Source organism: Pseudoalteromonas sp. SR41-1 (assembly GCF_014164015.1).
GTDB lineage: Bacteria > Pseudomonadota > Gammaproteobacteria > Enterobacterales > Alteromonadaceae > Pseudoalteromonas > Pseudoalteromonas distincta.
This window is the reverse complement of sequence record NZ_JACJEK010000009.1, coordinates 144547-168461: the sequence shown is the minus strand read 5'-3', so window position 1 is coordinate 168461 and position 23915 is coordinate 144547. Positions and strand designations below refer to the sequence as shown.

Sequence of the window (23915 nt, the reverse complement as noted above, 5' to 3'; positions counted from 1 at the left end):
TAGATCACTTAATTAAGCGAATTGGTATTAAGATTTAAAAAACTGCATTGATTTGGTTAAATCATTAGATAAGCGACTTAATTGCTGTGCATCTTGTAGCGTTGATTGAGCCGATGTTAGCGTTTGATCTGCTAAATTACTCACTTCTTGCGAATCATTTAATGCTTGTGTTGTTGCATTTGATTGCTGTTTAACACGCTCTGCAATTACTTCACCTTGATGTTTAATATCGCCCATACTTTGCTCTGCACTTTGCAATACTTCATTGGTTTGATTGGCTGCTTTTACTGATTGCTCCATTTTTTCAACACTTGAGCGCATTTTTTGCTGAGTGTCGTCAGATGCTTGTTGTAAAGAGCTAATAATTTGATGTATTTCTTGGGTTTGTGTTTGTGTACGCTGAGCAAGTGTTCTTACCTCATCAGCTACAACGGCAAATCCACGGCCATGCTCGCCGGCTCGCGCGGCTTCAATAGCGGCATTAAGTGCAAGCAAGTTTGTTTGATCGGCTATTTCACTGATCCCTTTACTTACTTTGCTAATTTCTTGGCTATCTTGTGCTAGCTTATCGAGCGCTTGTTGGCTCTCTGCAAATTCAATTTGGAGGTCTTGCATATATTTAGCAAGCTCCATTGTATTGTCTGAACCTTGTTTCACATGAGCTGCAGCATCTTGCGCGGTAAGCGTTGCTTGATGGGCTGACTCTTCAACTGCAAGTGCGTTTTGAGCCATTTCGCTTAGTGCATTATAAATGGCATTTACTCGAGTTTGCTGTTTTGAAACATCATTGCTTGTTTGGCTACTCGCATGCGATAGCGATTTAGTTGCGCCGCATAGCTCTTCTGTACTTGCTTTAACATCAAATAATAAGTGTGAAAATGCATTAAGTAATGCGTTGTAGCGCGATGCAATAATTCCCATTTCATCATTAGTGCTCGAATCGATAGTGGCATTTAAGTCGCCATTCGCGGCTCTATTAGCGGCATCAGCAAAGCGATTAATGGTATCAACAACTGCAAAATAAAAACCAATCATCAAATAAAATGCAAATAGCAAACTGATCAATGAAGCGGCTAAAACAAGATTTCGTGTCCACTGTTGAGTTTGCAGTTTTGCTTCAATAAGGCTCTCAAGCGTTGGAATGCTCTTACTAACAAGTTGATTAATACTGCTGTGAACATTGTTTGTTAGCTTATTAAATTCTGCTTGAGTTAATAAAATATCGTCAGGCTCAAGTAGTTTTTCATCTATTGCTTTTTTAAATGCACCCACAGCACTGTGTAAATTAGTTAACGAAGGCATGAGCGCTTTATTTACTGATTTATCTGCATTGGTGGCTACATTGAGTATTTTATCGAGTTGTTTTTCGTACAAAGGAAGTGATTTACTAAAATTTGAAAGTGCTATAAACGTATCGGGCGTAAAACGATTACTTGCCAAAACAGTGTTTGCGCTTTGCGCTGTTGAGTTTATTTGCATTATAAGTGCAGGAATCGGCGTGACTAAAGAGCGGTTTACATAAGCACTGGCTAACTGGCTATCTAATGCTAGGTTTGACTGAATAGAAACAAGTTCGAGTACTTCATTGGCTTGTGTGTCTTTTATGTCAAAGCCGAGTGAGCGAGCTATTTTTATATTTTGATTCGTATCTCCCTGCATTTGATTTGAAAGTATAGCTCTGTAGCCTTTTAAGCCTTGCTGCTGCATTTTTGAAACAACGATACTTTCACTTAATAACGAGACTAAAAAAAACAAACTAAGTGATAGAGGAACGAGTAAAATTCCAAACATTAAGCTGATTTTAGTTTTGTATTTTAAATTTGCCATTAGCTGGATAGCGGGAAAAGAAAATTGGCGTAATCCTGACATAAGGCTCTCTTGTATTTTTTGTAATAGAGTAAAGGTGAATAGACCTTGTTATGCTTAATTATCATTCATTTATAGTACTTTACAAATAAAAAAAGCCCTTTCGGGCTTTTTTCAATCTTTAGTCTTAATTACATACTGTAAAAACAAGCGCTTATAAAATATAAAAAGTAATTTTAACTTAAAGTTTAGCAAACGAGCGTTCCGCTGCCGCTATTGTGTCTTTTACTTCTTGCTCAGTATGCGCAGCACATACAAAACCAGACTCAAATGCTGATGGGGCAAGGTAAACGCCTTCTTCAAGCATGAGGTGGAAAAAACGTTTGAAGCGCTCTAGGTCACACTCAGTTGCTTGCTTGTATGTTGTTACTTTTTCAGCATCAGTAAAAAAGAATCCATACATGCCGCCCGCATAGTTAGTTGTTAGCGCAACACCGGCTTTTTTAGCACCAGCTTCAAAGCCTTCACAAATTGCTTTTGAAATAGCTTCTAACTTATCGTGAAGGCCAGGCTCACTTAATAGCTCAAGTGATTTTAAACCTGCAGCCATTGCAATAGGGTTACCAGAAAGAGTACCAGCTTGGTAAACTGGTCCTACAGGCGCAATGTAATCCATTATTTCAGTTTTACCACCAAACGCGCCAACTGGCATGCCGCCGCCAATTACTTTACCTAAACACGTAAGATCTGGTTTAATGTTGTAATAAGCTTGTGCACCGCCAAGTGCAACACGAAAGCCTGTCATTACTTCATCAAAAATAAGTACTGATTTATATTCGTCACACACATCACGCAAACCTTCTAAAAAGCCAGGCACTGGTGGAATACAGTTCATGTTACCGGCTACTGGCTCTACAATAATACAGGCAATTTCGTCTGCGTATTTTGCAAAAATAGCTTTTACTTCATCTAGGTTATTAAACGAAACTGTAAGTGTATGCTTAGCAAAGTCTTCAGGAATACCTGGAGAATTAGGCACACCCATTGTTAGTGCACCAGAGCCTGCCTTAACTAATAACGAGTCAGCGTGACCGTGGTAACAACCTTCAAATTTTAATATTTTATCGCGACCGGTAAAGCCACGTGCTAAACGAATTGCACTCATTGTCGCTTCAGTGCCTGAGCTAACCATGCGTACTTTTTCGATTGATGGAACTAGCTCTTTTACTTTTTCAGCCATTAATATTTCGGCTTCAGTTGGTGCGCCATAGCTAAGGCCATTTTCTACAGCTTCGTGTACAGCTTGTTTAATTGCAGGGTGATTATGGCCCATGATCATAGGCCCCCAAGAGCCAACATAATCAATGTAACGATTACCGTCGGCATCAAATGTAAACGCGCCTTCTGCTTTTGTAATGAATAGTGGCGTACCGCCTACACCATTAAAAGCACGAACTGGTGAGTTTACGCCACCAGGAATAGAAGCTTGGGCGCGTTCAAATAAGTCTTGGCTAATTGTCATGAAAAATCCTATAAATTGTCACTTAAAAGAGGGTTAGCTGTCGCGTTTGCGGCTAAACCAAGGTACGTCTACTTCATACTTATCGACTTTGTTTTCTACGCCGAGTGTTAAAGCAAACAGTGCCATACGAATTAATACGCCATTTTGTACCTGGCGGAATATTGCTAAATTGTCGTTACTGTTTAAGTCGTTATCAAGCTCGTTGGCTTCTAAGCGACTGTCACGTGGAAGAGGATGCATTAATACAGAGTTAGGCTTACAGTGAGCGCTGTAAATAGATTGGCTAATCCTAAAACCGCCACGGTATTTATTTGCTTCTTCTTGCGATGGAAAACGCTCTTCTTGAATACGTGTTTGGTAAACAATATCGGCTGCTAAATTGCCTTCCATCTTATTTACTAGCTCAATTTTATGGCCAGCATTTTCTACTGCATCTAAAATGCTTGTTGGCATTTGTAAGCCGTCAGGCGCGACCATCGAAAACTTTACATTTTTATAATGGCACAATAGTTTAGATAAAGAATGCACTGTGCGGCCATACTTTAAATCGCCCACAAGCGCTATATGCATACCATCAATATTTTGACCAAAACGATGTAATTCGCGCTCAATGGTTAATAAGTCAAGTAATGCTTGAGTAGGGTGCTCATTTGGGCCGTCGCCGCCATTAATAACCGGCACAGTACAGCCGTCAGCAAATTCACTAACTGAGCCTGCATCAGGATGGCGCATAGCAACAGCGTCAGCATAAGCTGAAATAACGCGGGCGGTATCGTAAAGAGACTCACCTTTAGCAAGGGCTGAACTTTGCATACCTGTAGTTTCACGTACGCCACCGCCAAGTAAGTTAAAGGCGGTGCCAAAGCTAACTCGTGTACGAGTGCTCGGTTCAAAAAACAAATTAGCTAAAATAGCGCCTTCTAGCACCGTAGTTTGCTTTTGCTTTTTAGCATAAGGCTCCATTTTTTTTGCTACTGCAAAAATACGTTCAATGCAGTCTCTGTCTAGCTGATTTACAGACAGTATATGCTCACCTTGGAAACTTAACATGGGGTTATTCCTAATCAATCAAATGGGCGCGATAATCCATAAATGGAGCACGCAATCGCGCGTGTTAAAGCAAGTATTGTAAATTGCAGCGAAGTTTAACATGCGCCGCAAAGCTTATAAATTAGGTTTTATTACCGCAAGTGCCACTATGATGAGCAACGCAATAACTGGGAGCTCATTAAAAATACGGTAAAAGCGGTCTGTCTTAGTGTTGCGGTCATGTTTAAAGTCATTTAATAACTTAAAACAGTAGCCGTGGTATATATATAATATGATCACCAGCACTAGCTTATAGTGCAACCACATACTGTATCTAAACCAATCACGACCATATTCAACAATGGTCAATACACCAAATACAGCGGTTAATACAGCAAATGGGGTAACGAAATAAAGTAGTCTGCGCTCCATAACTTTTAACATAGAGTTGCATGATCTTTCCTCGCTCATAGCGTGATATACAAATAATCGAGGCAAGTAAAAAATACCGGCAAACCACGCAATCATAAAAAATATGTGGAGTGTTTTATAAATCAATAATGCGCTCATAATAGTCCTTATTGTTTAAAGTAAGCTGTTACGAATGGTTAAAATATGATGAATTTGATCCCAGCGTAATAGCCCCATAATTTGTTGATTATCTAAAAGGTTATAAACGTAAAGCGCGCCACTTCTTTTATCTTTTAGGATATCGAAAGCATCGGCTAGGGTGGCCTGACTACTGATGCCCTGCAAGCTAATATAATTTATATTTATTGTTTCATTAGACATTAGCGTTAAATCGTATTCAGCGAGACGATAGCCATTTTCTTCGTCAAAAACAATTAACGGAGTTTGGCTATCCATGGCATCTAATGTGCTTTTTATTTGCACTTTGTCGTCAGAATAAAGCAATTTAAAGTCTTCATCCATATCATCCATTATCCCCACTTTTTGTAATGCTTCGGTAGCGGGAGATACATGGTACGGTAATCCCTGAAAATCTAGTTGCTGCAAAAATATGGAGCGATTTCCAAAAAACTGTAATGCTGTTACATAGGCCGTGGTGATCACAAGCATAGCTGGAACAATTATTTCAGGTGACGATGTAAGCTCCATGACCGTTGTTAAAGCAGCTAGTGGTGCATGCAATGTGGCGGCCATTAATCCGGCCATACCTAAAACTCCATAAGTACCCGCTATATCAGTGCCAGGACTAATAAACTGAGCAAAAAAAGCCATTAATGTACCAATTAATACGCCAAGTCCAATTACCGGACCAATTAAACCGCCCGGAATACCCAAACCGATAGCAAACAATGTAGCAAGTAGTTTAGCGATTAAAATAGTTGTGAGTAGCTTTACGTCATCAGGAGATTCAACCGCGATAGTTATCGCGCTCATACCAGAGCCCATAGCATGAGGCACTGCGTAAGCTATTAAGCTGGCAATGCACCCTGCAATTAATAAACGAGGGAACATACTTAAAGGTTTAAATGTTTTAATAATTAGCATTAAGTTTTGATTAAAGCTAAATGCAATTGCACCCAGCGCCATGCCGCATAATATTAAATAAGGGTAATGCCAACCACTCAATGGCGCTATGGTAATGAGCGCAAGCTCTGAGCCTTCACCAAAAACAAACTGTGTGGCCAGTGCGCCAGTAACAGCGGCAAGCATGATAGGTACAAATATATGTACTTTATATTCACGAAGTACCACTTCCATTACAAAAATAACGGCTGCAAGTGGAGTATTAAACGACGCTGCTATACCTGCCGCTACTCCACAACCACTTAGAGTACGCATGGCATTATGCGGTAAATGCAGCTTATCTGCCAAAATACTCGCCCCCGTTGCGCCCATATGCACGGAAGGCCCTTCTCGGCCAACTGAAAAACCGCTAATGAGAGCAAGTGCGCCACCAACAAATTGATTAACCGTATTGTATAAAGGCATTTGCCCGTAGTGACGTTTAATTCTGTGTATAACAAAGGGGATACCCAAGCGGTAATGTTTAAACCCAGTAAAGGCAGCAAACGTGGCTATTAGTAATGCAGCAACTAAAGGCATTAGTACACGTTCAAGTGTTGGTAGGGTAGTAAAGTCGTCAGGTGTTTCTAAAAATAAGCTTTGGAAAAACAGAATGGTTAAGCGAAATAAAATAATAAAAAATGCAGCAATTAATCCGGCAACTACGCCTAATAAGCATAATTGTACAGATGTTTTAGGTTTTGCCAGCCGACGCCTGAGTTGCTCAAGCCACATGCATAATTCCTCGCTGTATTTTTCAGCAGCATTTTAGCAAAAGAGTTTAGCTAAGTCCTTGTGATTTTGAAATTTTCGTAACTTATATTAACAATTTGCAGTGAAGATTAAGACCTATTGCCTATAACTAAAATATTTAATGAGTTTATAGCGTATAAAGGTCGCTTTTAGTTTGCTTAAGTATTATTTTAGCTAGTTAATGTTTGGCCACTTTTTTACTAATTTATAGATATAACTTAGAGGAAAGAGTTGTTTTACTATACTTGATTAAAACACTCGGGTATTAGATAATCACGCCATTGCGATATTGAGGGTTTTAAAATGTCTGAAGAATTACCAATTAAGTTCAGCGATGCGGCTGCTGTTCGTGTTAAACAGTTAATCGACGAAGAAGAAAACCCAGACTTAAAACTGCGTGTTTATGTAACAGGCGGTGGTTGTTCTGGTTTTCAATATGGTTTTACTTTTGATGAAAAAGCGAATCCTGGCGATTTAGAAATTGTAAAAAATGGTGTAACACTCGTTATTGATCCAATGAGCATTCAATATTTGGTTGATGGTGAGGTTGATTACACTGAAGGGTTAGAAGGCGCACGCTTTTTTGTATCTAATCCAAATGCGACAACAACCTGTGGTTGTGGTGCAAGCTTTAGCGTTTAACAGCCAAACGCTAAATAGAATAAAGCCGCTTTTGCGGCTTTTTTAATGCCTATAAATCAGTTGGTGCGTATTCGGTAATTTGCATTATCAATACAAAAAAGCCGAGTACAAAGGCTGAAAACGCTAAAATATACATAAAGCCTTTTTTACCTTGTTTAATTGGTACGCCGTTGTGGCGCAAAAAAAAGTACCAACCTAAACACAACACGATAGGTAATAAAAAAAGAAGTCTGAACATTACTTGGCCTTTTTAGTGCAAATTATTGCTTAATAATAAACGTGTAACATTAAAAAGGAACAAATATGTTATAAATATTTTTAAGCTGTTTTATGAAGGTAATATTATTTTTTTAATATTTTCTGATAACTTAGGTCAAATATTCAGTGTTTATAAATGTTCGTTCAGGTTGATTTTGTACCGAGTATGTAATTAATTATTTAACCAAAGTGTTAATAGTATATAATGTATCCAAGAATGAGACGGGCAAAATTTCATTCTCAATAAAAAAAATCTTTACCATATTATTAGCGTAGTTTTTAGCTGTGTTGGTGGAGTGAGTAGCAACACATGCTTTATTAAGCAATAGCTTGCTATTGAAAGTATGACTGCTTACCTGCCTACGGCTATTGATGGAAACTACTGCTTTAATGGGTACGTCAAATCATCTAGTAGGAGATGTAAAATGATGGGCAAAACAGTTTCTTCTGAAGAAAATGCAAAGCTAACAAAGTGGCTTAAAACTAAGCGCCATGAAAAGGGTCATACAATGCGAAGCCTAGCACAAGTGCTTGGAACGCCTCATTCATTTATCGGCAAGATTGAAAATCAAGAACGCCGCTTAGATGTAATTGAGTTTGTTCGCTATTGTACAGCTCTAGAAGTTGATCCACATGAAGCACTTAGCTTGCTAAAAGTAGATTAACTCAATAATTGCTTAGTACACTTTAAGGGGCACTTGATAGTGCTAAGCAATATGTTAATGCAGGGATGCATTAAATATTTTTGTGGTAATTCTTCTCAAGCTCATACAACTTATGCCTAATCAGATATAAAAATATCAACGAAGGTAAAACCATTAAGGCTGTTAAAATAAAGAACAGCGACCAATTTCCCATTAACCAATCATCAATTACTACACCACTGTAGCTTGAAAGCAATGTTCGTCCTAAATTCCCTAATGACGCCAGTAATGCATAGTGCGTTGCACTAAATGCTCTATCGCATAACATCGATATAAAGGCCACCATAGCGACCAACGACCACGCTTGCGTAAAGCCATCAATAACAATAGCAAAGGCATACAGCCTTAGGTCAGGGCCAACTAAAGCAATCCACGAGAAGGCTAAGTTTGAAGCAGCCATTGCAATACCACTTACAAATAAACCCTTAACAATGCCATATTTTTGATTAAATAAACTGCCAACAAAGGTAAATATGATTGTAAGTACCGCTGTACCTACCTTCGAAAATGTAGCTATATCGCTATTACTAAAACCAATTTCTTTATAAAACACAATCGACATGCGCCCTAAAAACGCTTCGCCTATTTTAAATAAGAAAATAAACGCAAGTAATGCTAGTGCTGTTTTAACGCCATTTTTAGTAAAAAAAGCTCTAAAGGGATCAATAACGGTTACCGCAAGCCACGCAACAGTTTTTGTTAAAGGAGTTTGTTTTGTAGAGGACAGTTTTTCAAGGTACACACGTTCAAGTTCGGCATGTACTGCTTCGCGGTTAGTTTCGGGCTCTTTTGCAAACAGTGCTCCACTCATTAACAGCAGCATTACGGCAGCTAAAAAGTAATAAATTTGTGGCCAGTCGAGCGAGGGGATATCGGCCATGTAAAATGGAATGGCGCCTAAAAGTGCATAACCTGTCCACCAACCCGAAGTTGCCATGGCGGCTGCAGCGGTTGCTTTGTGTGATTCGCTTTCGCTTAGGGTGTCTATTCTAAAGGCATCAATAGCAATGTCTTGAGTAGCCGAAGCAATGGCGATTAATAAACAAATCGCAGCAACAATTGCCAAATTAGCTTTTAAATCAAGCCCTGCTAATAGCAAGGTGCCAATAAAAATAAAACTTTGGCAAAATAGTATCCAACTGCGACGCTGGCCTAGCCATTTATATAAAATAGGAAGTTTTGTACGGTCAATGAGTGGCGACCACAAAAAGTTTATGCTGTAAGCGCCAAATACAATGCCAAATAGGCCTATCATACTGCGACTTAGCCCTTCATCTTTTAGCCAAGCAGACATAACAGAGCCAATTAAAACCCACGGAAAACCGCTACTCATACCAAATATGAAAATGTGGATTAAGCGTTTGTCTTTAAAGTAAGAAAAATATTCGCTAATAGAGAGAGATTTGCTCATAGGGCCTTCATTGGCTTTGATGCAGAGCAGCTAAGCTGCTCTTAAAAAATTATAGTGAGACTTGTTCAAGTACTTTAATATTTAAGATGACAACAGGTTTTTTAGGTACGAAATCGTAGCCAATTTTCTCATTAAAACCGGTTTCAACAGTCATAATTTTATCAAGCGTGTCGTAACCATCCATTACGCTACCAAATACTGCAAAGCCCCAATCTTTCCCTGGATTTAAGTGATCGTTATTATCCATATTAAAAAAGAATTGGCGAGTTCCTGAGTGCGGTTGTCTATCTTGATAGGCCATAGCAATGCTATACATATCGTTTTTTAAACCGTTACCGCTTTCATTAAAAATAGGGTCATTTTCATGTAGGCCATCATAGTCTTTATCGTAACCGCCACCTTGAATAACAAAGTCGCGATCATTTTCTACATCGCGCTCAATACGGTGAAAAACGCTGCCTTGATAACTTTTGTCTGACACGTAAGTTAAAAAATTATTGACTGTGATGGGCGCTTTAGAGCGATCTAGCTCAACCACGATGCTACCCATTGACGTTACAATTTCTACGCGTGGAAAAATGTTGTCCTTTTGCACAAAGCGGCCTTCTTGGGCTGCTAAGCTACTTACACTAAAGAATAGGCCTAAGCAGATTAAAAAAAGTCGTTTCATAGTTAACCTTCTAAAAATTCTATTAATTCAGGGTCAGATACAATGCGGGTAATAACTTGCTCAGTCAACTTATTGAGTTGACCTTCTATTTTTGCTTGCTCATGACTAAATGGGCCTTCTAAATTAGCACTACCTCTATACACTTTACTAAAGTTACTTGAGGCGCGAATAACACGCACGCCAAGTTCTATGTGGGCTTCGCTGGTATGGCTCACTAGCTTTTCGGTTACAACAGCTTGCAATGCATGAATATCTACTTCAAAGCGAACAGTTGCTAAGTTAGAAATACTGGCTCCATTGCGGCTAAGGGCGCTGTCTAACACACTTTTAATAGAGCTGGTAATGCCTTGGCTTGCAAAGGTTTTAGTTTTGTCTGACTCAATAAGTTTAAGTGTTGATGTATCGCCACGTAAATCAATTACACTAGTACTTAAGCTACTATTTATAGTGCTAATTTGACCATTTTTATAAACAGGGTTAAGTATTACTTGGCTAGGCTGATTCGCGCAGCCACCAAGTATCAGTAATACACAACACCCAATTATAATGTTTGTTAATTTCATTTATAGCATTCCACTATTTTTTGTTGCACTTAAAACGACAAACTTTTTGTTTGAACCTAACAACTTACAGTTGCCAAACATACGGTTTAATTTATCATGATAATCTAAATGACGATTACCAATAATACGCAGCTCGCCGCCTTCTTTTAAAGTATCTTTTGCTTGTTTAAACATTTGCCAAGCAATATGGTCGGTAACGGCCTGAGCTTGGTGAAATGGAGGGTTACAAAGCACCATATCTACACTGTCTCTTTCAAAGCCTGTTAAACAGTCGTTTTCGATGAACTCGCAGTTATCAAACTTATCGCCTAGGTTAATTTCTACATTTAACCGAGCCGACTCTACTGCCATGTAAGACTCATCAACAAAAGTAACTGATGCATTAGGGCAACGAGCAAGCGTCATTAATCCAACAACTCCGTTACCACAGCCTAAATCAATAATGCTTTTAGCTTTTGGTGTTTCTGGTAAGTAGTTAAAAAAGAAGCGTGCACCAATATCTAACGAATCACGCGAAAACACATTTGCATGGTTTGTTATATTAAACTCAGTACCTTCAAGCTCCCACGTTACAGGGAAATCTGCTGCTTTATATCCGCCTTTAGCTGTACTTAATATAAGGCGGGATTTTTTAACTGCTAGGCTAGTTTTTGTTTCACCAATAAATTGCTCAAATGATTTTATTGTTGAGTTATGAATTTCTTTTGTTTTACCTGCAGCAATTACTGGCGTACCAGGTGCAAGGACTTCACTGAGCTCACTTAACTGAAACTGTAAAAAACCTACATTACGAGGGATTTTAATAAGTACTAAATCAACATCCTGCGGTAATGCAGACAAACTATCTAATTGTGTGAAATCTGCTGTAGGCAGTTTGTTTTCTTGTAAGTTATAAGCCGCAGCTTGGTGGCTAATATAAGAATCGTTAACTGAACAAACCGTTAACTTATTAAAATAACAAGCAAGTGCACCAAAGCTATCGTTTAAAATAAGCAATGAGCGACAATCAGGGTGATGTTCGTTAACATAATTGATAAGGTACTCATCTGCCGAATCCCACGCTTGTAAGCTGCGGTTTTTTTGATCCAAAGGAAAGCGTTCAAGAGTAAAGGTTTTATCGCCTAGCTGGGCTTGCGTCGTCATAATGGTTCGTTGATCAGTAATCTAATGTAGGTAAATTCTAACATGCAACGGCAAAACGCCAACCCCCAACAGTTACCAAATGGCTTTTCTTATCAAAGTAGGGCACTTAGTGCACAAAAAAGCCTCGATCTATTTTATTATTTGCAAAAAAACCTACGTTGGCAGCAACCCGATGTAACTGTTTATGGTAAAACGGGGCCTATTCCACGGCTACAATGCTTCATGAGCGATTTAAATATTGAATACGGCTATTCAAGTAGTAAGCAAATAGTAGAGCCATGGGATGAATTGTTACTTAATATGAGAAGGCGTTTAGAGGCGCACTTAAATCAGCCTCTAAACTCATTACTCGTTAATTATTACCGAGATGGTAATGATACGATGGGCTGGCACAGTGATGATGAAATAGAGCTTGGTGATAAACCAACAATTGTGTGTGTCTCGCTAGGAGCTGATCGGGTTCTAAAGTTAAAGCACAAGGCGAGCAATAAAGTAACCGACTTAAAATTACAAAGTGGCAGCTGTTTAATAATGAATGGACATAGCCAGCGAGATTATCAACATGCAATACCTAAACAAACAACGCTTGCACATCCTCGAATAAGTTTAACTTACCGATTTATTAAGGACATTAAACAAAAGCAATTTAGTTAGCCAAGCGCTGCGTTAAATTGTTATAGTAAGTGTATAAATTAGCTAATTAAAACGGTCTTTTATGTCAATGCAGCAACAGATCCAAGAAAAAATAAGCAACGCTATTGCGTGTAAACATTTAAACGTAATTAACGAAAGCCATATGCACAGTGCGGGCACTGAATCACACTTTAAAGTAATAGTGGTTAGCGAAGGTTTTACAGGTAAACGTTTATTGCAGCGCCATCGTGAAATTAATGAAATTCTAAAAGATGAATTAGCAAATCATATTCATGCACTCGCAATTCATACATATACACCCGATGAGTATACAGAGCAGGGCGGCGAGGCACCTGATTCACCTAATTGTATGGGCGGCTCTAAATTAGCTTAAATAATTAATAGCGATTTGATTGTTACACTTGTGGTTAACTGATCAGATCAGTGTTTTTAGTATTAGCCTTTAAACTAGCGCTAATTTTTATTGTAAAAGATATAGGATGATCAATGGTCATTAAGCCTAAAATTCGTGGATTTATCTGCACAAACGCACATCCAGCTGGTTGTGCAGAGCATGTTCAAGAACAAATTAACTATGTAAAACAACAAGGCGCATTAAAAAATGCACCAAAAAATGTATTAGTTATTGGCGCATCAACAGGCTACGGCTTGGCTTCGCGCATTACAGCTGCGTTTGGTGGTGGTGCTAAAACATTAGGTATTTTCTTTGAAAAAGAAGGTACAGATCGCAAAACAGGTTCTGCTGGTTGGTACAATACCGCTGCTTTTCAAGATGCAGCAGACGAAGCAGGCCTTTGGTCTAAAAATATTAATGGCGATGCGTTTTCTAACGAAATTAAACAAAAAGCAATCGACACTATTAAAGCAGATTTGGGCAAAGTAGATTGTATTATTTACAGCTTAGCGTCTCCTCGTCGTACAGACCCAAATACGGGCGAAGTTTACTCATCTACGCTTAAACCAATTGGCAGTGCCGTTACTACTAAAAACTTAAATACATCAAAGCGTGAAATTGATGAAATTACTGTTGAAGCTGCAAACCAAGACGATATCGACAACACCATTAAAGTAATGGGCGGTGAAGATTGGGAAATGTGGATTGACGCATTAAAAGAAGCGGATGTATTAGCCGATAACTTTAAAACGACTGCGTACACTTATATTGGTAAAGAGCTAACATGGCCAATATACGGACACGCTACTATTGGTAAGGCTAAAGAAGATCTAGACCGTGCAACCGCTGCTATTAAAGAATCAACAAAAGATTTAAATGGTGAGGCATATGTTTCATCACTTAATGCTGTGGTAACGCAAGCAAGTTCTGCTATTCCTATTATGCCGTTATATATCTCTGCTTTATTTAAAGTTATGAAAGCAGATGGCACATACGAAGGCACTATTGAGCAAATTCACGCTTTATTTAGTGAAAACTTGTATGGTGAATCACCTCGCTTTGACGACGGTGGACATTTATTCCAAAACTACAAAGAGCTAGAAGACGACGTGCAAGCTCGCGTGCAAGCTGTTTGGGATAAAGTAGATACAAGCAGCATTGATGAGCTAACAGATTATGTTGGTTACCATAATGAGTTTTTACGCTTATTTGGTTTTGGTATAGATAGTGTTGACTACGATCAAGATGTAGATTCAGTTAAGCCAATTGCCAATATGATTGACTAACAGAACTTAGGGCCTGTTTATCTTTCGAGGTTAAATTTGCAGCAGTCTGTTTGGTATTTAGGCAAGGTAGAGCCTATGTAGTGTGGTTATTCCCCATAAATGGGCGATAACGTGGAATAAATGCCAAACATGCGCTGCCCAAAGGGTTCTGCCTAGGGGCTATTTACTCTTTGTTGCTCGGTTTTTACTTAGCCCACTAGGTTACAAACCTCACGCCGCGATTAAATAGCCCCTAGATTGAACAAATTTTAATCCGAAAGGTCAACAGGCTCTAGTTATAAAAAGCCGCTATCGCGGCTTTTTTTGTATTATGCGATTTGTTGAATTTACGATGAAATCAGGAATGATAATTGCTTAGGCTACCACTTTGGTCTAGCTTGATTTTTATTTAATTCACTTAACAAAACTAAATAAGTGTTTCTGTCGTATAATTTTCATAAATACACTCGCATAGTCATCTAAAATGATGTTAAAATCTCGACAATATGTGATGAGTTTTACTACGTTGCTTGTTTGATATCTCTAGCAAGCTGCTCTTTTGTACCTTGATATAACTTGGAATAACTCAAATGGCGACGTGGTTGATACGATTTTTCAGTTTCTTTCCTTTAATGTAATGCAAGTGCGTATGATCAACATAAAAAAAGGTCTGGATTTACCCTTAGAGGGCGCGCCACAGCAAGTTATACATGACGGTTCTGCTGTCAAACGTGTAGCTGTGCTTGGCGAAGAGTTTATCGGTATGCGTCCAACCATGCATGTTCGTGTGGATGACCAAGTCAAAAAAGGCCAGGTACTTTTTGAAGATAAAAAGAACCCAGGCGTCCTATTTACTGCTCCAGCTTCTGGTACAGTAAAAGAAATAAATCGTGGTGCTAAACGTGTGCTGCAATCTGTTGTTATTGAAGTAGCAGGCAGTGAGCAAATCACCTTTGACTCTTTCAAAGCAGACGAGCTTCCGAGCTTAGAGCGCGAAAAAGCCAAAGAAGTACTTATCCAGTCTGGTCAATGGACAGCACTTCGTGTTCGCCCATTCAGCAAAGTAGCGGCTGTGGATGCAAATCCTAGTTCTATTTTTGTGACCGCAATCGACACAAACCCATTAGCTGCAGATCCTGCAGTAATTATTGCAGAAAATGCGCAAGCATTTGAAGCGGGTCTTGCAGTTGTTTCGCGTTTGACCGATGGCAAAGTATTTGTGTGTAAAAAAGCAGGCAGCCAAGTTCCTAGCTCATCTATAGCTCAAGTAGAAGTACATGAGTTTGGTGGTGTGCATCCGGCTGGCCTCGTTGGCACTCATATCCATCATCTTGATGCAGTTTCTGTTAGCAAACAAGTTTGGCATATTGGTTACCAAGACGTTATTGCGTATGGTCACTTATTCCTTACTGGTGAAATTTACACAAATCGTGTTATTTCGCTTGCAGGTCCTCGCGTTAAAAACCCACGTTTAGTGAAAACACAATTAGGTGCTTCATTGGATGATTTAGTGGCTGGTGAGTTAGAAGACGGAGATAACCGCGTTATTTCTGGTTCTGTTCTATCAGGTTCTATTTCAAACGGTGTTCATGCATTCTTAGGTCGTTACCACGTTCAAGTATCTGTTTTACTTGAAGGTCGCGAAAAAGAATTGTTTGGCTGGATTGCACCAGGTAGTGATAAATTCTCTGTAACGCGTACATTCCTTTCTCACCTTGCACCAAGTCGTTTATTTAAAATGACAACGTCAACAGGTGGTTCAAAACGTGCCATGGTACCAATTGGTAGCTACGAGCGCGTAATGCCGTTAGATATTTTGCCTACTCTATTATTACGTGACTTAATTGCACGTGATTTAGACAGTGCAATTTCATTGGGCGCGCTTGAACTTGATGAAGAAGATTTAGCGTTATGTACCTTCGTTTGTCCAGGCAAATACGAGTATGGTTCTATCCTACGCGATTGCTTAACTACGATCGAGAAGGAAGGCTAGAGAGATGGGTTTAAAAAAATATCTAGAAGATATCGAGCCGAATTTTGAAGCCGGTGGTAAATATGAAAAGTTTTATGCACTGTATGAAGCAGCTGCAACTATTTTTTATACACCAGGCTACGTAAATAAAGGCGCGACACACGTACGCGATAACATCGACCTAAAACGTATGATGATTTTAGTGTGGATGGCGACGTTCCCAGCTATGTTTTTTGGTATGTTCAATATCGGTCATCAGGCCGCTGGTGCTTTAGCACAAGGTTTTGAACTAGCAAACACGTGGCAAGTTGGTTTGTTCCAGTTATTCGGTGGCGAGTTAACCGCTGATGCAGGCTGGGGCGCTAAGATGTTCTATGGAGCATGTTTCTTCTTACCTATCTACGCTGTAACATTTGCAGTAGGTGGTTTCTGGGAAGTTATATTTGCTTCAGTGCGTAAGCATGAAATTAACGAAGGTTTCTTCGTTACTTCTGTATTATTCGCACTTATTTTGCCAGCAACTATTCCTTTATGGCAAGTTGCGTTAGGTATTACGTTTGGTGTAGTAATCGCTAAAGAAATCTTTGGTGGTACTGGCCGTAACTTCTTAAACCCTGCTTTAGCCGGTCGTGCATTTTTATTCTTTGCATACCCAGCTCAAATCTCAGGTGACACAGTATGGACAGCAGTAGATTCTTTCTCTGGTGCAACTATGCTAGGCCAAGCATTTGCTGGCACACTTGACTTTGCAAACATGGAATTATGGTGGAATGCGTTTTATGGTTTCATTCAAGGTTCTGTAGGTGAAACATCTACACTTGCATTATTAGTAGGTGGTTTGTTCTTAATTTACGTTCGTATCGCTTCTTGGCGCATCGTACTAGGTGTATTCCTAGGTATGGTAGCAACTGCATTTTTATTAAATGCTGTTGGCTCAGAAACTAACCCTGTATTTGCAATGCCTTGGTATTGGCATTTCGTACTTGGTGGCTTTGCGTTTGGTATGTTCTTTATGGCTACTGACCCTGTATCAGCTGCATTTACTGACAAAGGTAAATTAGCATATGGTCTACTAATTGGCTTTATGGTGGTTATGATACGTGTTGTGAATCCTGCTTTCCCAGAAGGCATGATGCTAGCAATCTTATTTGCTAACTTGTTCGCTCCACTGTTCGATCACTTTGTAGTGCAGGCTAATATTAAGCGGAGGTTGGCACGTAATGTCTAGTAATAACGAATCAATCGGCAAAACGTTATCAGTTGTTGTAGCACTATGTTTAGTGTGTGCAATCATTGTATCGTTTGCTTCTGTACAGCTTCGTCCTTTACAGCAAGCTAATAAAAACAAAGATATTCAAAGCAATATCTTAGCTGCTGCGGGCATCGACAAAGTTGAAAATGTTCTTGAAACATTTGATGCAAAAATCGAAGCGCGCGTTGTAAACATGACTACAGGTGAGTTTGTAGATACAGACCCAACAATCTTTGACTTTGAAAAAAGCAAATATGATGCAGCGCTAAGTGTTTCTCTTCAAGAGAAAGGCGTTAAAGATATTGCTGGTATTCAACGTGTGACTAAAGAGTCACCGGTGTATATCTCTAAAAAAGAAGATGGCTCAGTTGATGCAATCATTCTTCCTATCCAAGGCTACGGCTTATGGGGCTTGATGTACGGTTTTATCTCGCTTGAAAGCGATGGTGAAACAGTTAAGGGCATTATCTTTTACAAGCATAATGAAACCCCAGGTCTTGGTGGCGAAATCCAAAATCCACAGTGGACTGCTACATGGGAAGGTAAAGAACTTCCAATTCAAATTGTTAAAGGTACTGCGGGCAATGATGAGCATAAGATCGATGGTCTTTCAGGTGCTACATTAACGTCTAACGGTGTTGATCATGCAGTTGACTTTTGGACTGGCGAAAATGGCTTTGGCCCTTTCCTTGCGAAAGTACGTAAAGGAGCATTGAAATAATGGCTGATACTAAAGAAATGAAGGCGGTCCTATTCGGTCCGGTTTTAGCTAACAACCCAATCGCACTACAAGTACTTGGTATTTGTTCTGCGCTAGCGGTAACGTCTAGCTTAAAAAATGCGTTAATTATGTCAATCGCATTGACACTTGTAACTGCGTTTTCGAGCTTCTTTATCTCGCTTATTCGTAACCAGATCCCATCATCTGTACGTATCATCGTACAAATGACAATTATCGCATCATTGGTAATCGTTGTTGACCAAGTATTACAGGCATTTTCTTATGCTACTGCAAAAGAGCTTTCTGTATTCGTTGGTCTAATCATTACTAACTGTATCGTAATGGGTCGTGCTGAAGCATACGCGATGAAGTCGCCACCACTTATGTCATTCCTTGACGGTATTGGTAACGGCTTAGGTTACTCTGTAGTACTACTTACTGTTGGTTTCATTCGTGAGCTATTTGGTAAGGGTTCACTATTCGGTGTTGATATTATCCCATTAGTACAAGATGGCGGTTGGTATCAGCCTATGGGTCTATTGATCTTACCACCGAGTGCATTCTTCATCATTGGTTTATTCATATGGGTACTGCGTACTTACAAGAAAGACCAAGTAGAAGCTAAAGCGTAAGGGGCAAATAGTGGAACATTATATTAGTTTATTTGTAAAAGCCGTTTTTATTGAGAACTTAGCGTTGTCATTCTTCTTAGGCATGTGTACTTTTTTAGCGGTATCTAAAAAAGTAACTACATCAATTGGCCTAGGTATAGCGGTTATAGTTGTATTGGGTATTTCTGTACCTGTAAACAACTTGGTTTATCATGCGGTACTTGCACCTGGTTCACTAACTTGGTTAGGTTACCCAGATGCAGATCTTAGCTTTTTACGTTTCTTAACTTTCATTGGTGTTATTGCAGCACTTGTGCAAATTCTTGAAATGGCGTTAGATAAGTTTTTCCCTGCACTATACAACGCGTTAGGTATCTTCTTACCACTTATCACAGTTAACTGTGCAATATTTGGTGCGGTATCATTCATGGTTGAGCGTAACTATAACTTCGGCGAGTCTGTTGTTTATGGTATTGGCGCTGGTGTTGGTTGGGCACTTGCAATTACATTACTTGCAGGTATCCGTGAGAAACTGAAATACTCAGACGTACCTGACGGCTTACGTGGTTTAGGTATTACCTTCATCACTGTTGGTTTAATGGGACTTGGCTTTATGTCATTCTCTGGTATTTCACTGTAAAGGTAGCGAGGATAAATCATGGATTATCAGATTTTCTTAGGCGTTGGTGTTTTTATCGCTATCGTTGTACTACTGGTTTTAGTCATCATTGGTGCTAAATCTCAGTTAGTTGCAAGTGGCGATATTATCATCGGCATTAATGGCGACCCAGATAAAGCCATTAAAACATCAGCAGGTAGTAAGCTTTTAGGCGCACTATCTGAGTCAGGTATATTTGTATCATCTGCTTGTGGTGGCGGTGGCTCTTGTGGTCAGTGTCGTGTACACATTAAAGAAGGTGGTGGTGATATTCTGCCAACTGAACTTGATCACATATCTAAAGGTGAAGCCCGTGAAGGCTGTCGTTTAGCGTGTCAGGTAAATGTTAAAAATGACATGGAAATTGAACTTGAAGAGTCAATTTTTGGTGTTAAGAAGTGGGATTGTGAAGTTATCTCTAATGATAACAAAGCAACGTTCATCAAAGAACTTAAGCTGCAAATTCCAGATGGCGAGTCAGTGCCGTTTCGTGCGGGTGGTTACATCCAAATCGAAGCTCCACCTCACCATGTTAAATATGCAGATTTCGATGTTCCTGAAGAGTATCGTGGCGACTGGAACCATTTTGGTTTCTTCGATCTGGAGTCAAAAGTAGACGAAGAAACAATTCGTGCTTACTCAATGGCTAACTACCCAGAAGAAGAAGGCATCATTATGCTTAACGTGCGTATTGCTGCTCCACCTCCAAGAAACCTTAGCTTGCCATGTGGTAAAATGTCTTCGTACATTTGGTCACTTAAAGAAGGCGATAAGGTAACTATTTCGGGTCCATTTGGTGAGTTCTTTGCTAAAGACACTGATGCAGAAATGGTATTTGTTGGTGGTGGTGCTGGTATGGCGCCAATGCGTTCTCATATCTTTGACCAACTTAAACGTTTGAACTCTAAACGTAAGATGAGCTTTTGGTATGGTGCACGTTCTGAGCGTGAAATGTTCTACGTAGAAGATTTTGACGGCCTAGCCGCTGAAAATCCTAACTTCGTATGGCATACAGCACTTTCAGATCCACAGCCTGAAGATAACTGGGAAGGCTATACTGGCTTTATCCATAACGTGTTATTTGAGAACTATCTTAAAGATCACGAAGCGCCTGAAGATTGTGAGTACTACATGTGTGGTCCTCCAATGATGAATGCGGCAGTTATTACTATGCTTAAAGATTTAGGTGTTGAAGACGAAAATATCTTACTAGATGACTTCGGTGGCTAACACTAATACCAAAACAGTTTAGTTTTGGTTAAAATACCAGCCTCGTAGCACTTGTGTTACGAGGCTTTTTTTATTCTTTAATTTTATCAATCTATTAAGTAGAGCTGTTATGAATCGAGTAAGTACTTCACAGGGCATAATGGCCTTTTTACTAATTACACTGACTTTATTATTGTCTGGGTGTGGTGAAAAGCCAGAGTTAAAAGAAACCTTTTTAGAAGGTAAGACTATGGGTACCACTTATCATATTAAATATTATGATGAGCAAGCCCAGCTATCGGCTTCACAACTACAGCTGCAAATAGACGCTGTTTTAAAAGATGTGAACCAATCTATGTCTACTTACATAGAAGACTCTGAAATAAATACATTTAACAGGTTACCTGCAAATCAAGTCATGCCAATTAGCGAAGATTTTAGGGCTGTTATAAGCGAGTCTATTCGCTTGGGTGAATCGACTAAAACACTCGACGTAACAATGGGGCCTTTAATTGATTTATGGGGCTTTGGGCCTGATAAAAAACCAACTAATCGCCCAAGTGATGAAGAGCTTGCAAGTATGGTTGAAAAAATAGGCATTGATAAACTTATCTTAAATGAGCAAGGACTGGCTAAAACAGTTAATGGACTGGAGCTTTCTTTTTCGGCAACAGCTAAGGGCTATGGTATTGATAAAGTTGCCCAGTTATTAGAAAACCACGACATTACTAATTACATGGTTGAGATTGGTGGTGAACTGCGTATAGCTGGTGAAAAGCCAAATAATCAGGATTGGAAAATCGCGATTGAGCAACCAGATGCGCAACCTGGAGAGCGTAAGGTACACCGTGTTTTATCGCCAAGTACAAGTGGTATAGCGACATCGGGTGATTACCGTATTTTTTATAAAATGGATGGCGAGATCTATACCCACTTAATTGATCCAGCAACAGGTATGCCTATTAAGCACGACTTAGTGTCGGTAACTGTGCTTCATCCAAGCGCTATGACGGCAGATGGTTTAGCGACGGCACTTACTGTAATGGGGATGCAAAAAGCGCAAGCTTATGCTGAACAACATGATTTACCGGTTTATTTAATAGGTAAATCAAAAGAGGGTTTAGTTACCTACTCAAGCCCAGCATTTAAGCCTTATTTATAGTATGGTGCTGACTTGTTTATTTCCGTGTTATTTGGGTATATAATAGCAGTCGCTCAAAAATATTTGAGTTTAATTTATTGCTGATCAATAGGGGCTAAGCAATGTCACTTTTTCTTCTTACTTTTGGCTTACTAATTTTGATAGTTTCGGCTATGGCCGTTGGTATGATCGTGCAAAAAAAATCTATGGCAAGCAGCTGTGGTGGTTTAGGTTCGGTTGGTATTGATAAAGCCTGTGATTGCGATGATCCATGTGATAAACGCAAAAACCGTTTAGCAAAAGAGCAAGCTTGGAAAGAAAACCAAATTATTTAAGCCTGTCTTAAATATTAAAAAGCGCTTTATAGCGCTTTTTTTGTGCCTGTAAAACGCCTTCGCATCATAGCTTCCAAAGCAATCCAATCTAAATGTATTAGACAAAGGTATATAGTTTAGTTTTTTTCACCTATTAGGTTTATTTTTCTCGTTTGTCAAATTGGAGCTAACACTCTAAAGTTTAATCATAGACAAAGAGCAAGGCTCTCGTCATAAGCTTGAGGCATAAGTTAGCCTCGCTTAAAAGAATCTTTATATTGTGTGTGAAGATGTTGTCAGTGTGAAAGGCAACTCAAGTTTGGTGGTGACTGAGTTTGAGTTGTTTTTATTCCCTACAATTGCCACGCAGTGTAAGCCAAGAATCTTTATATTGTGTGTGAAGATGTTGTCAGTGTGAAAGGCAACTCAAGTTCAGTGGTGACTGAGTTTGAGTTGTTTTTATTCCCTACAATTGCCACGCAGTGTAAACCAAAAATCTTTATATTGTGTGTGAAGATGTTGTCAGTGTGAAAGGCAACTCAAGTTCGGTGGATTCACTTCCATAAAGAACGAGTTTGAGTTGTTTTTATTCCCTACAATTGCCACGTAATGTAAACCAAAAATCTTTATATTGTGTGTGAAGATGTTGTCAGTGTGAAAGGCAGCTCAAGTTCGGTGGTGACTTAGCTTGAGTTGTTTTTATTCCCTACAATTGCCATGCAGTGTAAACCAAGAATCTTTATATTGTGTGTGAAGATGTTGTCAGTGTGAAAGGCGGCTCAAGTTCGGTGGTGACTGAATTTGGGCTGTTTTTATTTGTGCCACACAATTATTACTCCCTCCTAAAAACCTATAATCCTATTAAATATTTCTCTTTAAATCGTTTTTTATTTTAGCTAACCGAATGTTTTTTATCGTGTTATTTTTTATTAACAAAATAGCTTCGAAAGCTTAACTCAAATTAATTGATTTTTAGTTGAACAGAAAATTCTCTTTGTTATACTCACGTTCGAACTTTCAGTAAGTTTTGAAAGTTTGGTTGATACGGATCAATTTTCGCTAGGTAAATATGTGCTAGCTGGATTTGATTGTATTTAGCACCTGGTTTTAGGGTTTACAACAGCAATGTTTTTTAAATTTTTCCATTGCAAACTGTATTACTCTAATTTTGTTATAGTCATTTTAGTAGGTTAATGTCTTTGAACACACTTTCTTTGCATCATACAGCTACGGAACTTGCCTCTGGCGAGCCGCAGACGTGTGAACGCTTGAATAAAGCAGGCAAGGGCGTGTGTGTAGCTATAACTTTATTAGTGTTTAATACTGTAATGTTGCTAAGCGGTGCATTAGAGGATGCCTTCAAGCTTGAAGCGCTATTAAGTGATGGGTTTATTGTAGAGCCACTGTTACTTAATCTTGCGCAATTTTTAGCTCATCCGATCATATCAAGTCAGTTACTTATTGGCCTTTGTTGGTTATTGTTCCATATTTGTCCAGCGCGTCGTGCTGGCATAATCCTCCGTAAAGCAGCCTTTGCTTTTAGCGAGGCTAAAGTTCAGCAACCTGTGATCTCTTCACATGGTTGTCGTGCTCCACCTAGCTTTACAGGTTGCCTGTAACGCTGCATCTTGTTGCTGGTTTTAATTATTTGTTCTTGCTGTAAATAATTAAGGTTAGCTAAAACAAAGTA

General features: G+C 39.2%; 24 protein-coding genes. 14 read left to right on the top strand and 10 right to left on the bottom strand.

What is annotated here, in order from left to right; translation table 11 throughout:
• Positions 1-27: 27 nt before the first annotated feature.
• The 5 genes from H5118_RS10115 to H5118_RS10095 form a co-directional block, all read right to left on the bottom strand.
• The gene (locus H5118_RS10115; RefSeq protein WP_182748707.1) at positions 28-1869 is read right to left on the bottom strand and encodes a methyl-accepting chemotaxis protein; all 1842 of its coding nucleotides are present in this window, start codon (positions 1867-1869) and stop codon (positions 28-30) included.
• Between the two features lie 178 nt (positions 1870-2047).
• A complete protein-coding gene (gene hemL, locus H5118_RS10110) occupies positions 2048-3328 on the bottom strand; it encodes a glutamate-1-semialdehyde 2,1-aminomutase (protein ID WP_182748706.1) in 1281 nt (426 codons plus the stop codon).
• A 33-nt stretch (positions 3329-3361) separates the two neighbouring features.
• The gene (locus H5118_RS10105; protein ID WP_002958914.1) at positions 3362-4378 is read right to left on the bottom strand and encodes an aspartate carbamoyltransferase; all 1017 of its coding nucleotides are present in this window, start codon (positions 4376-4378) and stop codon (positions 3362-3364) included.
• 114 nt (positions 4379-4492) lie between these two features.
• Positions 4493-4927 (bottom strand): CopD family protein, encoded by a 435-nt coding sequence (locus H5118_RS10100; protein WP_002958913.1) that lies wholly within the window; start codon positions 4925-4927, stop codon positions 4493-4495.
• A 15-nt stretch (positions 4928-4942) separates the two neighbouring features.
• Complete coding sequence (locus tag H5118_RS10095; RefSeq protein WP_002958912.1) at positions 4943-6625, bottom strand: chloride channel protein; 1683 nt, start codon at positions 6623-6625, stop codon at positions 4943-4945.
• Positions 6626-6946: 321 nt separating this feature from the next.
• On the opposite strand from H5118_RS10095, the gene erpA reads away from it, so the two are divergent.
• Entirely contained in the window at positions 6947-7285 is a 339-nt protein-coding gene (gene erpA, locus H5118_RS10090) for an iron-sulfur cluster insertion protein ErpA (protein WP_002958911.1), read from the top strand.
• A gap of 49 nt (positions 7286-7334) precedes the next feature.
• On the opposite strand, the gene H5118_RS10085 is transcribed toward erpA, so the two are convergent.
• Positions 7335-7523 (bottom strand): hypothetical protein, encoded by a 189-nt coding sequence (locus H5118_RS10085; RefSeq protein WP_024596569.1) that lies wholly within the window; start codon positions 7521-7523, stop codon positions 7335-7337.
• 445 nt (positions 7524-7968) lie between these two features.
• Between H5118_RS10085 and H5118_RS10080 the strand changes: the two genes are divergently transcribed.
• The gene (locus H5118_RS10080; RefSeq protein WP_002958908.1) at positions 7969-8208 is read left to right on the top strand and encodes a helix-turn-helix domain-containing protein; all 240 of its coding nucleotides are present in this window, start codon (positions 7969-7971) and stop codon (positions 8206-8208) included.
• A gap of 70 nt (positions 8209-8278) precedes the next feature.
• Here the strand turns inward: H5118_RS10080 and H5118_RS10075 are convergent, their stop codons facing one another.
• From H5118_RS10075 to H5118_RS10060, 4 genes are read right to left on the bottom strand one after another with little or no spacing between them, the layout of a single operon-like run.
• Positions 8279-9658 carry an AmpG family muropeptide MFS transporter gene (locus H5118_RS10075; protein ID WP_002958907.1) on the bottom strand — a complete coding sequence of 460 codons (1380 nt, stop codon included), beginning with the start codon at positions 9656-9658 and terminating at the stop codon, positions 8279-8281.
• A gap of 49 nt (positions 9659-9707) precedes the next feature.
• On the bottom strand, positions 9708-10328 hold the full coding sequence (locus H5118_RS10070; RefSeq protein ID WP_182748704.1) for a peptidylprolyl isomerase: 621 nt from the start codon (positions 10326-10328) through the stop codon (positions 9708-9710).
• Positions 10329-10330: 2 nt separating this feature from the next.
• A complete protein-coding gene (locus tag H5118_RS10065; protein ID WP_165744317.1) occupies positions 10331-10891 on the bottom strand; it encodes a YajG family lipoprotein in 561 nt (186 codons plus the stop codon).
• Positions 10892-12034 carry a methyltransferase gene (locus H5118_RS10060; RefSeq protein WP_024604970.1) on the bottom strand — a complete coding sequence of 381 codons (1143 nt, stop codon included), beginning with the start codon at positions 12032-12034 and terminating at the stop codon, positions 10892-10894.
• A 42-nt stretch (positions 12035-12076) separates the two neighbouring features.
• On the opposite strand from H5118_RS10060, the gene H5118_RS10055 reads away from it, so the two are divergent.
• The 12 genes from H5118_RS10055 (at position 12077) to H5118_RS10000 (ending at position 23844) form a co-directional block, all read left to right on the top strand.
• Entirely contained in the window at positions 12077-12688 is a 612-nt protein-coding gene (locus H5118_RS10055; protein WP_024596565.1) for an alpha-ketoglutarate-dependent dioxygenase AlkB, read from the top strand.
• A 61-nt stretch (positions 12689-12749) separates the two neighbouring features.
• Positions 12750-13061 carry a BolA family transcriptional regulator gene (locus H5118_RS10050; protein WP_024596564.1) on the top strand — a complete coding sequence of 104 codons (312 nt, stop codon included), beginning with the start codon at positions 12750-12752 and terminating at the stop codon, positions 13059-13061.
• A 113-nt stretch (positions 13062-13174) separates the two neighbouring features.
• Positions 13175-14368, top strand: coding sequence for an enoyl-ACP reductase FabV (fabV, locus tag H5118_RS10045; RefSeq protein ID WP_182748703.1), 1194 nt, complete (start codon positions 13175-13177; stop codon positions 14366-14368).
• Positions 14369-14996: 628 nt separating this feature from the next.
• Positions 14997-16340 (top strand): Na(+)-translocating NADH-quinone reductase subunit A, encoded by a 1344-nt coding sequence (locus H5118_RS10040; protein ID WP_024596562.1) that lies wholly within the window; start codon positions 14997-14999, stop codon positions 16338-16340.
• A 4-nt stretch (positions 16341-16344) separates the two neighbouring features.
• Positions 16345-17547 carry an NADH:ubiquinone reductase (Na(+)-transporting) subunit B gene (locus H5118_RS10035; RefSeq protein ID WP_002958899.1) on the top strand — a complete coding sequence of 401 codons (1203 nt, stop codon included), beginning with the start codon at positions 16345-16347 and terminating at the stop codon, positions 17545-17547.
• On the top strand, positions 17540-18292 hold the full coding sequence (locus H5118_RS10030; RefSeq protein WP_002958898.1) for a Na(+)-translocating NADH-quinone reductase subunit C: 753 nt from the start codon (positions 17540-17542) through the stop codon (positions 18290-18292). Before H5118_RS10035 ends, H5118_RS10030 begins: the two co-directional genes overlap by 8 nt.
• Complete coding sequence (locus tag H5118_RS10025) at positions 18292-18924, top strand: NADH:ubiquinone reductase (Na(+)-transporting) subunit D (protein WP_002958897.1); 633 nt, start codon at positions 18292-18294, stop codon at positions 18922-18924. Before H5118_RS10030 ends, H5118_RS10025 begins: the two co-directional genes overlap by 1 nt.
• A gap of 10 nt (positions 18925-18934) precedes the next feature.
• Positions 18935-19543: an NADH:ubiquinone reductase (Na(+)-transporting) subunit E gene (nqrE, locus tag H5118_RS10020; protein WP_002958896.1), complete on the top strand. Its 609-nt coding sequence runs from the start codon at positions 18935-18937 to the stop codon at positions 19541-19543.
• An 18-nt stretch (positions 19544-19561) separates the two neighbouring features.
• On the top strand, positions 19562-20791 hold the full coding sequence (gene nqrF, locus H5118_RS10015) for an NADH:ubiquinone reductase (Na(+)-transporting) subunit F (RefSeq protein WP_002958895.1): 1230 nt from the start codon (positions 19562-19564) through the stop codon (positions 20789-20791).
• A gap of 109 nt (positions 20792-20900) precedes the next feature.
• Positions 20901-21932, top strand: a complete 1032-nt coding sequence (locus H5118_RS10010; protein ID WP_182748702.1) for an FAD:protein FMN transferase — start codon at positions 20901-20903, stop codon at positions 21930-21932.
• Positions 21933-22033: 101 nt separating this feature from the next.
• Positions 22034-22246, top strand: coding sequence for a (Na+)-NQR maturation NqrM (gene nqrM, locus H5118_RS10005; RefSeq protein ID WP_007376137.1), 213 nt, complete (start codon positions 22034-22036; stop codon positions 22244-22246).
• Positions 22247-23424: 1178 nt separating this feature from the next.
• Entirely contained in the window at positions 23425-23844 is a 420-nt protein-coding gene (locus H5118_RS10000) for a hypothetical protein (protein ID WP_024596560.1), read from the top strand.
• The last annotated feature ends 71 nt before the right edge of the window (positions 23845-23915 follow it).